This window comes from Vibrio sp. 10N.286.49.E11, from assembly GCF_041469505.1.
GTDB classification, from domain to species: Bacteria; Pseudomonadota; Gammaproteobacteria; order Enterobacterales; family Vibrionaceae; genus Vibrio; species Vibrio crassostreae_C.
On record NZ_JBFRKQ010000040.1, the window covers coordinates 1 to 13,183 of the forward strand.

Genomic DNA, 13,183 nt, shown 5'->3' on the forward strand with positions numbered 1-13,183 from the left:
TCTCGCATCTCGCATCTCGCAAGCATAAAAAAACGCACAACCTAAGTCATGCGTTTTATATTTAAGCCTTTGATTTATCAATCACTTCGTTAGTGCATGACCTCTTCTTTAGCACCAACATAGATGAAATCCAATTCGTCTTTTTTCAGGGATACTTTAACCGTACCGCCATCAACCAAGCTACCGAACAGTAACTCGTTAGCAAGTGGTTTCTTAAGCTTCTCTTGAATCACACGTCCCATTGGACGTGCACCCATGGTCTTGTCATAGCCTTTATCAGCTAACCAGTGACGAGCATCCTCAGAAACCTCTAAAGACACGCCACGAGCGTCCAGTTGAACCTGAAGCTCGACAATGAACTTATCAACTACTTGGCTAATCACACTTGGGTCAAGGCTGTTGAACCAAATGATATTATCAAGACGGTTACGGAACTCAGGAGTAAATACCTTCTTGATTTCGCCCATCGCATCTGGCGCATGATCTTGTTGGATCAGGCCGATCGATTTCTTCTCGGTTTCAGCCACACCTGCGTTGGTCGTCATCACTAGAATCACATTGCGGAAGTCCGCTTTGCGACCATTGTTGTCAGTTAGCGTGCCGTTATCCATTACCTGCAGTAGCAAGTTAAAGATATCTGGGTGAGCTTTCTCGATTTCATCCAGTAACACAACAGAGTGCGGGTTCTTGATTACGGCATCCGTTAGCAAACCACCTTGGTCGTAACCAACATAACCAGGAGGCGCACCAATCAAGCGGCTCACTGAGTGTCGCTCACCGTACTCAGACATATCAAAGCGCAGAAGCTCAATACCCATCAACTTAGACAGCTGAACAGTCACCTCTGTTTTACCGACACCAGTAGGACCAGCAAACAAGAATGAACCAACAGGTTTATTGTCTGCACCCAATCCAGCACGGGTCAGCTTAATCGCTTCACTCAATACATCGATTGCAGGGTCTTGTCCGAATACCAACATTTTCATGCGCTCATCCAGTTTCTGGAGTGTATCTTTGTCTGAAGACGATACTGACTTTTCAGGAATACGCGCCATTTTCGCAACCATTGACTCAATATCAGCCACGCTTACCGTTTTCTTACGACGGCTTGCAGGTGCCAAACGACTACGAGCGCCCGCTTCATCGATTACGTCAATGGCCTTATCAGGAAGGTGGCGTTCATTAATGTATTTAGCTGACAGTTCCACAGCGGCACGCAACGCTTTGTTGGTGTAGCGCACTTCGTGGTGAGCTTCGTATTTTGGCTTCAAGCCAATCAGGATCTTGGTCGTATCGTCTAGCGATGGTTCAATAATATCTATTTTCTGGAAGCGACGAGCTAAAGCACGCTCCTTCTCAAAAATACTGCTGTACTCTTGGTACGTTGTTGAACCGATGCAACGTAATTTGCCACTGCTTAGTAGTGGTTTAATTAAGTTTGCCGCATCAACCTGACCACCCGATGCAGCCCCGGCACCGATAATGGTGTGGATCTCATCGATGAACAGAATCGCGTCTTCTTCTTTCTCCAGTTGCTTAAGAATCGCTTTAAAACGTTTCTCAAAGTCACCACGATATTTGGTTCCGGCTAACAGTGAACCGATATCTAGAGAATAAATTACGCTGCTCTGAATGATTTCAGGCACTTGTCCTTCAACGATGCGCCATGCAAGACCTTCCGCGATGGCAGTTTTACCTACCCCCGCTTCACCCACTAACAGAGGGTTGTTCTTACGACGACGACACAGAACTTGGATAGTGCGTTCTAGCTCTTTGTCACGACCGATTAGTGGGTCAATATTGCCCTGCTTTGCGACTTCGTTAAGGTTAGTAGCAAAATTTTCTAAACGGTCTTCAGAGTTAGCTTCTTCAGCATTTTCTGCACCACCAAATGAATCGGATGATGAAGGACTGTCGCCTTCGTTGCTCGCTTTGGTAATACCGTGTGAGATGAAGTTAACAATATCTAAGCGACTAATGTCGTTTTTCTTGAGAAGATATGCCGCGTGAGATTCTTGCTCACTAAAAATAGCCACAAGTACGTTAGCACCTGTTACTTCGCTGCGACCTGAAGATTGAACATGAAAAACAGCGCGTTGAAGTACTCGTTGGAAGCTCAACGTAGGCTGAGTTTCGCGAGTTTCGTCGCTTTCAGGGATAAGAGGGGTCGTTTGATCGATAAAAATATCGAGCTCATTGCGAAGAGCATCGAGATCAGCCTGACAAGCTTGGAGCGCTTCCTTGGCCGCATCATTTTCTAATAATGCTAGTAGGAGGTGTTCGACAGTCATGAATTCATGTCGCTTGTCTCGCGCACGAGCAAATGCGCCATTTAAACTCGTCTCTAATTCTTTATTTAGCATAAGTACCTCCTAAGGGAACAACAGTGTTGTTCGAGCAATTTATACTTGCTCCATTGTACATAGTAGCGGATGCTCATTTTCCTTTGAGTACATCGTGACCTGCGCTACCTTTGTTTCCGCTATTTCAGCACTGTATGTGCCGCATATAGCTTTACCTTCATAATGAACCTTGAGCATCACTTCCGTTGCTTTTTCGATATCTAGTGAGAAGAATCGCTCTAGGATCTCGATTACAAAGTCCATGGGCGTGTAGTCATCGTTATTCAACACAACGTTATACATCGCCGGTGGCTTTACTTTTGTTGCTTCTTTCTCCAGTAAATCTGAGCCTGGAGATGCCCATTCAAAGTTTCTGCTCATATCGCTTTGCTAAGGGTTATTTTTCGGAAGTCGTGAGTGTTTACCTAACTCAAATTTACCACATTCACGCTTTACGGTGTACTAAGAAACTGCACCGAGAAACAGTACCAAAAAATATTCCTCTATACTGAGCCTAATCCACCATTTCCATCGCTGCAAATAAAAGATCTCGATTAACAGGATTAACATATGTGATTGATTAAAAAGACACCACAACTATTGATGCTAACGATAAGATCACCGCTAAGTTACTATTTAGTTAATAGTTTGCAGTTAATCTCGAATGTGATTTGTTATTAAAATTGATCAATTTTATACCAATTTGCTATTGACTGTGCTCAATCATTAGCTACATTGGAGCTAAAAGGTTTTTTAATACATTTTTGCAACATGGATTAAAATCAGTAACACGCTTCAAAAATTAACAATAAGGAATAATTACGCAGGGTAGCGTTAATTTCCGTAAGCAATGTACGAGATTCAAGCTATTAGCTGAAATTCTTTAGCTGGTAGGAATGATATCAATCGCACTTACAACAATTGATATAACAACGTTAGTAACAAAATGCATGAGGGATGTATAGCATGGCTACAGGTACAGTAAAATGGTTTAACAATGCCAAAGGGTTTGGCTTTATTTGTCCAGAAGGTGAAGACGGCGATATTTTCGCGCACTACTCCACAATACAAATGGAAGGTTATCGAACCTTAAAGGCTGGTCAGCAGGTCGACTATGAAGTAGAAAGTGGACCTAAAGGCTCGCATGCTAGCTCAGTTGTTCCTGTAGAAGGCAGCGCCGCAAAATAGGCGATTGCCAACTCATGTTAACCTCCAGCAGTCGTCATTAACGGCTGATAGGTAAACAGAATATTGAAACCGCTCATTTAATACCTGTAACACAGGATTACGTGAACGGTTTTTTCGTTTTAGGGGCTATAAAGTTGCTCACTAGACCATTAGTTCACGGGTGTATTCTTATTAAGCTAGGTCTTTGAGGTATTACAAAAGAACAAAAAAAGACGCTTTAACGTTATCGTTAAAGCGTCTTTCGTTTTGACTTTATCTATAACTTAGCTATCAGCCTAAGCAACTCGTTAGCAAATCACGTTCATGACTGACTAACGATGAGTCCAATCACTATGCATCAATAAACGCGTTTAGCGTTGAGCTTGGGCGCATTAGTGTTGAAACCAATGCATCGTCAAGTAGGTAGTAACCACCTAAGTCGCCAGCCACACCTTGAGCGTTGTTCAGCTCTGCAACGATCGCTTCTTCACTTTCAGCCAGTTGACTTGCCACACCTGCAAACTCAGCAGCAAGATCAGCGTCAGCCGTTTGCTCAGCAAGCGCCTTAGCCCAGTATGCCGCTAGATAGTAGTGGCTACCACGGTTATCAAGCTCACCTACTCGACGTGAAGGAGACTTGTTGTTATCAAGGAACTCACCCGTCGCTTTATCAAGCGCATCAGCTAGAACTTGTGCTTTAGCGTTACCTGTTACTACGCTCAGGTGCTCTAGAGATGCCGCTAGTGCCAAGAATTCACCTAGAGAATCCCAACGCAGGTGGTTTTCTTTCTCTACTTGTTGAACATGTTTAGGAGCAGAGCCGCCAGCACCTGTTTCAAACAGACCACCGCCGTTCATTAGTGGAACAATCGATAGCATCTTAGCTGATGTACCAAGCTCTAGAATCGGGAACAAGTCAGTTAGGTAATCACGTAATACGTTACCAGTAACCGAAATTGTATCTAGGCCTTCTTTGATACGAACCAGTGAGTATTGAGTCGCTTCAAGTGGAGCAAGGATCTTAATTTCAAGACCATCGGTATCGTATTCAGGAAGGTATGCTTCAACTTTCTTGATAAGCTGAGCATCATGTGCGCGTGACGCATCTAGCCAAAATACCGCTGGAACACCCGATGCACGAGCACGCGTTACCGCAAGCTTAACCCAGTCTTGGATTGGTGCATCTTTAACCTGACACATACGGAAGATATCGCCTTCCTCTACGTCTTGCTCAAGAAGCACAGCGCCTGAAGCGTCAACAACTTGAACCTGACCAGCAGCTTCAAGGATGAAAGTCTTATCATGAGAACCGTACTCTTCCGCTTTTTGAGCCATCAAGCCAACGTTTGGTACGCTACCCATCGTTGTTGGATCGAACGCGCCGTTCTCTATACAGAAATCAATAACCGCTTGGTAAATGCTCGCGTAGCTACGATCTGGGATCATTGCTTTGGTATCTTTTTGCTTACCTTCTGGATCCCACATTTGACCAGAAGAACGCAGCATTGCAGGCATAGATGCATCCACAATGATATCGCTTGGTACGTGTAGGTTAGTAATGCCACGGTCCGAATCAACCATCGCTAGTGGTGGCTGAGTCTCGTATACCGCTTGCAGGTCAGCTTCGATTGCTTCTTTCTGCTCTTGAGGAAGCGCATCAATCTTCGCGTAGACATCACCGATGCCGTTATTTACATCAACGCCTAGCTCTTCAAACAGCTGACCGTGTTTAGCAAATACGTCTTTGTAGTAAACCTTAACCGCGTGACCAAAGATCACTGGGTCAGATACTTTCATCATCGTCGCTTTCAAGTGAAGAGAAAGCAGTACACCTTGCTCTTTAGCCGATGCGATTTCTTTTTCGAAGAATGCAACCAAAGCGGCCTTATTCATCACTGACGCATCAATGATCTCTTTATCTTGCAGTGCAAAAGCTGGCTTCAATGTTTTCTTCGCACCATCTTTGCCAACGAATTCAATGCTAACTTCTGTAGCACCTTCAATGGTTACTGACTTTTCGCTACCGAAGAAGTCTTTGTCGTCCATACTTGAAACGTGCGACTTAGAATCTGCAGACCAAGCACCCATTGAGTGTGGGTTCTTCTTCGCGTAGTTTTTAACAGAAAGTGGAGCGCGGCGATCCGAGTTACCTTCACGCAATACTGGATTTACTGCACTGCCTTTGATTTTGTCGTAAGTCGCTTTTACTGCTTTCTCTTCGTCAGTGTTTGCTTCTTCTGGGTAATTAGGAAGTGCGTAACCTTTTGACTGTAGCTCTTTGATTGTTGCTTGAAGCTGAGGTACAGATGCAGAGATGTTTGGAAGCTTGATAATGTTTGCTTCTGGTGTCTTAGCCAATTCACCTAGTTCTGCTAATGCATCACCAATACGTTGCTCTTCGTTCAAATAGTCAGGGAAGTTGGCAATAATACGCCCTGCAAGTGAAATGTCGCGAGTATCAACGTTAATACCAGAAGAAGCTGTAAAAGATTGAATGATAGGCAGCAGAGAGTATGTTGCTAGCGCCGGAGCTTCGTCTGTAATGGTATAGATGATCGTTGGTTTTTCAGTAGGCATGAAATTTCCCTATAGTTCTTACAAGCTCATTTAAAGTAGTGAGCGTGTTATAAATTGACCAGTAAGCCACTCTAAGAGTGAAAACTGCTTACTCGATAGTCGTACTCTATCTTATTTTTCATACAATCTTGATGACAGCATGAACCAAATCCGTGAGTGCATTGTTTTAATAAAAGAGCCAGTTATAATAAAACACGAAGGTATAATTAAACAAATCAGGCTTAAGAGTCCATCAACTTGTTCTATTTTGTGTCTTTTAGGCGCGCAAATGATAGCTCAATTCCGTTTCAGTGAAAACTTTTCAGCACACTTCGTTTACATTTTTGCAAGGTAGTTAACATGTCTACTCGCTCACGCAGCGCATCTCGTTCAGACAAACCGGCTCGTTCTGGTGCAACATTAAAACAAAGCGGTAATAGACAAAGCCGAAGCAGTGATAAGAATAACACTGGCAATTCGCACAACAAATCTCACTCAAGCAAGCACCGATATAAAGGCAAGCCTACCAATGCAAAACCTAAGGTTGCGCTCGAAGATCGCAAAGTAATTCTGTTCAACAAGCCTTTCGATACTCTAAGCCAATTTACAGATGGCGAAGGGAGAAAAACGCTAGCGGACTTTATTCCAGTGAAAGACGTTTATGCTGCAGGTCGCCTTGACCGCGACAGCGAAGGGTTAATGGTCTTGACCAACGATGGTATTTTTCAAGCTAAGCTAACTCAACCAAACTCAAAATCCCCAAAGACTTACTGGGTACAGGTTGAAGGCGCACCTTCTGAGGAAGATTTAGATAAATTGAGAAAAGGTGTCGAACTAAAAGACGGCATGACACTGCCCGCTCAGGTTGAGGTGATGTCTGAACCTGTTGTGTGGGATAGAAATCCTCCAGTACGCTTCAGAGCCGCGATACCGACAACATGGTTGGCTATTACAATCATTGAAGGACGTAACCGTCAGGTAAGACGAATGACAGCCAATATCGGCTTCCCTACCCTGCGTCTTATCCGTTACTCAATGGGTAATATGAATGTGGGGCAGCTGCAGCCTGGTGAGTGGAAAGAGATTTAACTCATAGCAATATATTAAAGCGAGATTTACGTCTCGCTTTTTTGTACGTGAAGATTGATTACTTTTGGTCAATTAACCATTTTTGGAATGCTTTACGCTCTTCTTCATTTGCTCTTGAATACCATAGCTTAAGTTGAAGCGTATTTTCAGACTCTTGCACAGTACTGTCGCCAGCTACCGTTGCTCCAACTACTGCACCAGTTTGTACCGCCGCTAGCTCTTCTTTCAACGAACGAATCTTGCCTGAATCAAAAACTAAGCCTCTTTCTTGGTTGTAGTCTTTAACCAACTGAGGGATATCGCTGTAAGGCAGTGCACCTTGAGATGGAGGCAAAACTTCTTGCACGACTTCTGCATCATCACCGTTTACAGAGATACTGAATATAGGAAGTTCTCTGTCTACATTTTTTTCGATTTTAGCGTACTTTCTACTTAGAAGATCAATATCAACATCAGCATTTTCGGGAACATTAACTACCATAATGTAAGGAACTGTACTGATAAACTCGCGTTTGCCTTTATCGCTCAAATACCCTGTGTAATCTAAAACGAGTTGGTTTTCACCTGAGGTGAATACAGCGTCTTCCACACTTTCAACAACCTCACCGTTCAAAGTATTTAGCGAAATACCAGAAGCCAAATCAAGAGCAGCCGTTGCGTATGGTGCAGAGAATAGACAGACAAAACTCAAATACCACTTGTTCATGTACGATTCCTTAATCAATAAATGTAAAAAAGCCAGCTAATAGCTGGCTTTTGTATAGCATAGTTAACTACAGATTAGAATGTGTAGTAAACACCAGCGATAACGCCGTCAGCATCTAGAGTTTGTGATGCGTATTCGAAATCAGCAGTTTGGTATTCAGCTAGGAATAGGATGTTGTCACGGAATGCGTAATCAACACCAACAACTAGGTTAGTAGAGTCGATATCAGAGATCTTAGAAGTACCCGCTGCTGTAGCGATTTCGTCAGTTGTTGCTACAGAGTATGTAGCGTATAGACGAACAGCGTCGATTTGGTAAGCAGCTGCGATACCCATAGTTTCACCGTTGCCGTAAGAATCAGCAGCGATGTCAGATAGGTCCCAGTAACCGTAACCTTGGTTGCCTTCAAACTGTGCGTAAGTAAGCGCTAAGTAAAAACCACCAAATTCAGCAGAAGCAGAAACACCAGCAAGAGAGTAATCTACGTCTTTAGCAGCGTCACCAGTGATGTAAGAAGCACCGATAGAGAAGTTGCTGAATGCGTAATCTGCAGAGATACCGTAAGTGTTGTCAACGTCTTCAGTAGAATCAGTGTTAACGTCAGCTACGATTGTGAAACCTTCAACGAATTGACCTTTGAATACAGCGCCGTGGCCAGAAGACTCGCGGTGGTGACCACCAGTAGAGCCCATGTAGTTACCTTCGTTTGTGATATCATCTTTCTGGATAGCGTCAGCAGATTCTGCTAGGTCGCCAGTTTCACCGAAAGCCATACCCCAAGTGTCAGTTTTAAAACCAGCTAGAACGTCATCGAACTTAGCGTTGCTGCCGTCAGTTTCGATTTCGAAAGATGCGAATGCTGTGAACTGATCGTTAAGCTTCTGCTCAGCGTCAAGTTGGATTTTAGCCCAAGTAGAAACGTCAGCTTCGTTCTTAGTTGTTTCAGTTAGGTTTTTGTCTACTTCAGATTGAGATAGGTAGATATCTACCTCGCCTTTTAGGCCAACTTTAGTATCGTCGTTAGAGTAAATTTCTGCTGCGTTTACAGAAGTTGCTGTAGCTGCGATAGCTAGCGCTAATAGAGTCTTTTTCATAATAAATCCACTGCCTTTTCTAAGAATGGGAGATCCTTGCCCGGTTCCCTTTTATTTTTATGACTGGTCATTACCACTCTTTGTTGGTTAATCACCGTCACTAAATTTCGAGGTCTAGATTGCAAAAGATTATCCTGCGTGTCAAATAAACTAAAAACAAACCTAAAAAAAACACAAAGCAATCAAAATCAACCACTTACATTTTTTTTCATTGTTTTACGAGCAGCTTATCCTTAGTTTTATCAGGAAATATAATAATCCAAAAAAAGAACAAAACAGCATTTAACACCACAAACAACTTGTAAAAACGCCACATCTCAGGATTTAACACCTACAAGCAAGTCTTTTTTAATATTTATATTTCGCAACATAAATAAAATAGTTAAGTTCCTGATGGTTCAGTTTTTTTTTGTGAACAAGATCTACCTTTGATTCAAAAGCAAGCTATTTCACCGTAAATGTACCGACTAGTGATATGTGCTACTATCCTCGCTCCGTTACGTAGGTCACAGTATGCTAACTACTAAAATTCAAAAATCTATTCGCACCAGTTATCAAAACCTCCAAGATCAGTTGGACAACTTTGTACCTCGACGTGCTCAAAATTACCTTGTTGCAGAAATAGCGAAGACACTTTGTGGTCAATACCACAAAAGTAATCGCATGATTGTTGCAGAAGCGGGAACCGGGATCGGGAAATCACTGGCTTATTTAATGGCAACTATTCCTGTCGCTGTGCTCAATAACCGAAAAATAGTCATATCAACGGCGACGGTTGCGCTACAAGAACAGCTCGTCAATAAAGATCTCCCTCTATATAGAAGACTGACTGATCGAGAGTTTTCTTTCATATTAGCTAAGGGTAGACAGCGTTATTGTTGCTCCGAAAAGCTAGCCGCTGCCTGCGGGGTTGATGGCGGACAAATAGCCATGTTCGAATCTAAGCCAAAGAAGAAAGATATCGAGCAACTTCAAACCATGTATCGAAGCCTAACCCAAGGTAAATGGGATGGTGACCGCGATTCGTGGCCAAAACCCATCGACAACATGATTTGGCAGATGATTGTCAGTGATAAGCATAGTTGTAACAACAGCATGCCAACTCACAGAGACTGTCCTTTCCAAAAAGCACGCTCAGAACTAGATAAAGCAGACGTTATCATCGCTAATCACAGTTTAGTGATGGCTGATGCAGATCTAGGTGGCGGTGTGATACTGCCAGAACCGGAAAATAGCATCTATATCTTCGATGAAGCACACCACTTACCACACGTAGCCCGAGATCACTCTTCTGCGGCGGCGAGTTTAAAAGGTGCCGCTTCATGGTTAGAGCGTTTAAACCAATCGATAACCAAACTTTCAGGCTTGGCGGACGAAAAGCGAGTGGGTCGATTCAGAAATGAATTGCAGGATTCTGTACAACAGCTGATACCAACTCTGACGCAGCTCAGTAAGCAGTTCGATGCTACTCATTTTGAAGATGGGCTTTACCGCTTTGAGCATGGTGACTTGCCAGAATGGTTAGAGAACGAATCTAAAGACCTCAAACAACTTTCTCAGAAAGCGAGCCAGGCAGTCGCTAAAATTGCGGACCTGATTGCAGAACGAGTCAAAGATGGAGAGCTTTCTGCAAAACTCGCAGAGCCAGCACTCGCGGAAATCGGCTTTTATATACAGAGAACCGAGAACCTAGCGCAAGTTTGGCGCCTGATGGCTGAACCAAAACGTGAAAAAGGTGCGCCTTTAGCGCGCTGGTTAGAGCTTAATAAAGAGAGTGAAGGCGATTTTGTTGTCAATGTTTCTCCGCTTGAGGTTGGCTGGCAACTTGACCAGCAAATCTGGAGCCGCTGTGTTGGTGCAGTGCTCGTTTCTGCAACAATGAGAGCACTCAACTCCTTCAGTTTTTTCTGCCATCAAGCCGGTATCAGTCAAAAAGAAGAAGATGGCGTGCAGTTTCTTGCCCTGGCGTCACCGTTTGATTATCAGAATCAAGCGGAGTTAATCGTGCCTGCCATGAAATACGAACCACAAGCACCTCAATTTACCGAATATCTTATTGAAATTCTGCCTAAGGTAATAGAAGACAACAAAGCCAATCTCGTTCTATTCTCTTCTTACTGGCAAATGAATAAAGTTGCAGAGGCTTTGGCAACAGATTTCGTTAAAAAGTCATGGGCATTGCAGGTACAAGGTGATACTTCACGCGCTGAAATTCTAAAAAAACATAAAAAGCTAATAGACCAAGGAAAAACCAGCGTGCTTTTTGGAACTGGTAGCTTTTCGGAGGGTCTGGATTTACCGGGTGAGCTTCTTGAAAACCTAGTCATTACCAAGATTCCTTTTGGTGTTCCTACGTCACCTGTAGAACAAGCGCATTCAGAATATATTGAATCGCGTGGAGGTAATCCTTTTATGCAGATTACTGTTCCAGAAGCGAGTAAAAAGCTTATTCAATCTGTAGGGCGACTACTGCGTAAAGAGAGAGATTCTGGTAAAGTCACGATCCTTGATCGACGCATAGTCACGAAGCGATATGGCAAGTCCCTACTCGATTCGCTACCGCCTTTTAAAAGAACAATAAAATACTAATTTTTCTGCCTTTGGGTAGTTCTGGGTCAGTCATCGCTTGGCCCCTGCATTCACAATCAAACACGAATAGCCCATCAACTATTCGTGTGGCTGTTCTGACGGCCAATAACGAGAACAACAGCTATTTATGGAAATGATTGAACCAACCATGTTGGTTATACTTGCGCTGGTTGCATTTGCAGCGGGCTTTATTGATGCTGTCGCCGGCGGTGGGGGCATGTTAACGGTCCCTGCATTGTTATCCCTTGGCCTACCGCCACACATCGCACTTGGTACAAATAAGCTTGCAGCCACGTTCGCTTCTTCAACAGCGGCTTTTACTTATTATCGTAAAAAGTTGTTTAAGCCAGAATGTTGGATAAATGCATTTATAGCGACCTTGATCGGCGCAACCATAGGTACCCTAACAGTCGATGCCATTAGCACTCAATGGTTAGAGAAAGTCCTACCGCTGATCATTCTGGCAGCAGCGATCTACACCATTTTCCATAAGACACCGAACGCCAATCACAACGTGTCACCGAAACCTTGTCCGGTACTGAAGAAGAAACAAAAGTACCAAGGCTTCATTCTTGGCTTTTATGATGGCGTTGCTGGCCCGGGAACGGGTGCTTTTTGGACGGTGAGCTCTATGGCTCTATACCGCCTAAATATCTTGCTTGCCTCTGGTCTATCCAAAGCCATGAACTTTACCAGTAACTTTACCTCTTTGGTGACCTTCGCGATTCTTGGTCATATTGATTGGGTTCTAGGTTTAACCATGGGCCTTTGTTTGATGGCCGGTGCATTTGTTGGCGCTCACTCTGCTATTCGGTTCGGTGCTACATTTATAAGACCTGTGTTTGTTACAGTTGTAAGCGTACTTGCAATTAAACTGGCATACGAAGCTTGGTTTGTGAACTTATAGGCAGTAGCCAACGGGAAGTGAAATGAATCAATTTTCAAAGCTAAAAAGTGTTATTGATACCTTGATTGGCCATTGCTCGCAGGTTGACAAATCTCGAGGGGCTTATCATCAAGCCTTGTTTGACCGAGCCTTATTTAAATGCGGCGCCTCTGTTTTGCTTCCCTATGCACTTGAAACTCAGGCAACGTACCGCACCATTGTACGTGAACAAACCTCAAATCAACTGACCGCGTCCAGAGCCAACTACCTGACAGAAAAGCTGACCAATCAGATTGCAGCAATCCAAAGAGAGTTAGCCAACCACGATTTACGCTTGGACCGAAAAAGCAAGTCAGGGAAAACCCTGAACGACCTATACAACGAACTCGCCCAGCACCAAGACTGGCAAAAGCGATTGGTCGATTTAGTACGAGTACGAAAGTTAACGTTTGATTCTGCGCCTCGCCACAGTAAGAAAAAAGCGGAAGAGGCTTGGCAGTTAGCAAAAGAGCGATTAGAACGCTGTGAAGACTCAATGAAAAATATTGAGAGACTGATTAACTTAGAGAACCCTAAGCGAAATGAACACTGATAACACACCATCACCACTGGATAACGCACCAGAAGAAGTTAAGTTAGCTGTCGACCTGATCTATCTGCTCGAAAGCAACGAAATCGATCCAAAAGTCGCGTTAGAAGCAATCAAAATTGTCCAGCAAGATTTACAAGCCAAACTAGCATCTAGCATCTAGCA

Annotated in this window: 11 protein-coding genes; 6 read left to right on the plus strand and 5 right to left on the minus strand. The window is 43.6% G+C overall.

The genetic code is table 11. From position 1 onward, the window contains the following. Window positions 1-89 precede the first annotated feature (89 nt). Both clpA and clpS read right to left on the minus strand, forming a co-directional pair. Complete coding sequence (clpA, locus tag AB4167_RS09005) at window positions 90-2,363, minus strand: ATP-dependent Clp protease ATP-binding subunit ClpA (protein ID WP_017062108.1); 2,274 nt, start codon at window positions 2,361-2,363, stop codon at window positions 90-92. 39 nt (window positions 2,364-2,402) lie between these two features. Further along, on the minus strand, window positions 2,403-2,723 hold the full coding sequence (clpS, locus tag AB4167_RS09010; protein WP_004737430.1) for an ATP-dependent Clp protease adapter ClpS: 321 nt from the start codon (window positions 2,721-2,723) through the stop codon (window positions 2,403-2,405). 585 nt (window positions 2,724-3,308) lie between these two features. On the opposite strand from clpS, the gene cspD reads away from it, so the two are divergent. Then, a complete protein-coding gene (gene cspD, locus AB4167_RS09015) occupies window positions 3,309-3,530 on the plus strand; it encodes a cold shock domain-containing protein CspD (RefSeq protein ID WP_004736548.1) in 222 nt (73 codons plus the stop codon). Window positions 3,531-3,860: 330 nt separating this feature from the next. On the opposite strand, the gene AB4167_RS09020 is transcribed toward cspD, so the two are convergent. Beyond that, window positions 3,861-6,086, minus strand: a complete 2,226-nt coding sequence (locus AB4167_RS09020) for an NADP-dependent isocitrate dehydrogenase (RefSeq protein ID WP_372090058.1) — start codon at window positions 6,084-6,086, stop codon at window positions 3,861-3,863. A 339-nt stretch (window positions 6,087-6,425) separates the two neighbouring features. Here AB4167_RS09020 and AB4167_RS09025 point away from each other — a divergent pair, with 339 nt between their 5' ends. Next, on the plus strand, window positions 6,426-7,154 hold the full coding sequence (locus AB4167_RS09025; protein WP_136973574.1) for a pseudouridine synthase: 729 nt from the start codon (window positions 6,426-6,428) through the stop codon (window positions 7,152-7,154). 58 nt (window positions 7,155-7,212) lie between these two features. On the opposite strand, the gene AB4167_RS09030 is transcribed toward AB4167_RS09025, so the two are convergent. Together AB4167_RS09030 and AB4167_RS09035 are read right to left on the minus strand one after the other, a co-directional pair. Next, entirely contained in the window at window positions 7,213-7,860 is a 648-nt protein-coding gene (locus AB4167_RS09030) for a DUF2057 family protein (RefSeq protein WP_102398103.1), read from the minus strand. A 74-nt stretch (window positions 7,861-7,934) separates the two neighbouring features. Continuing rightward, complete coding sequence (locus AB4167_RS09035; RefSeq protein WP_104216125.1) at window positions 7,935-8,954, minus strand: porin; 1,020 nt, start codon at window positions 8,952-8,954, stop codon at window positions 7,935-7,937. Between the two features lie 513 nt (window positions 8,955-9,467). Here AB4167_RS09035 and dinG point away from each other — a divergent pair. From dinG to rsmS, 4 genes are all read left to right on the plus strand, one after another. Continuing rightward, the gene (gene dinG, locus AB4167_RS09040) at window positions 9,468-11,543 is read left to right on the plus strand and encodes an ATP-dependent DNA helicase DinG (protein WP_372136421.1); all 2,076 of its coding nucleotides are present in this window, start codon (window positions 9,468-9,470) and stop codon (window positions 11,541-11,543) included. Window positions 11,544-11,670: 127 nt separating this feature from the next. Further along, window positions 11,671-12,450: a sulfite exporter TauE/SafE family protein gene (locus AB4167_RS09045; RefSeq protein ID WP_372090061.1), complete on the plus strand. Its 780-nt coding sequence runs from the start codon at window positions 11,671-11,673 to the stop codon at window positions 12,448-12,450. Window positions 12,451-12,472: 22 nt separating this feature from the next. Continuing rightward, complete coding sequence (locus AB4167_RS09050) at window positions 12,473-13,021, plus strand: primosomal replication protein (RefSeq protein ID WP_017062115.1); 549 nt, start codon at window positions 12,473-12,475, stop codon at window positions 13,019-13,021. Then, window positions 13,011-13,181, plus strand: coding sequence for a pleiotropic regulatory protein RsmS (gene rsmS, locus AB4167_RS09055; protein WP_017055021.1), 171 nt, complete (start codon window positions 13,011-13,013; stop codon window positions 13,179-13,181). The genes AB4167_RS09050 and rsmS overlap by 11 nt, the downstream gene beginning before the upstream one ends. Window positions 13,182-13,183 lie beyond the last annotated feature (2 nt).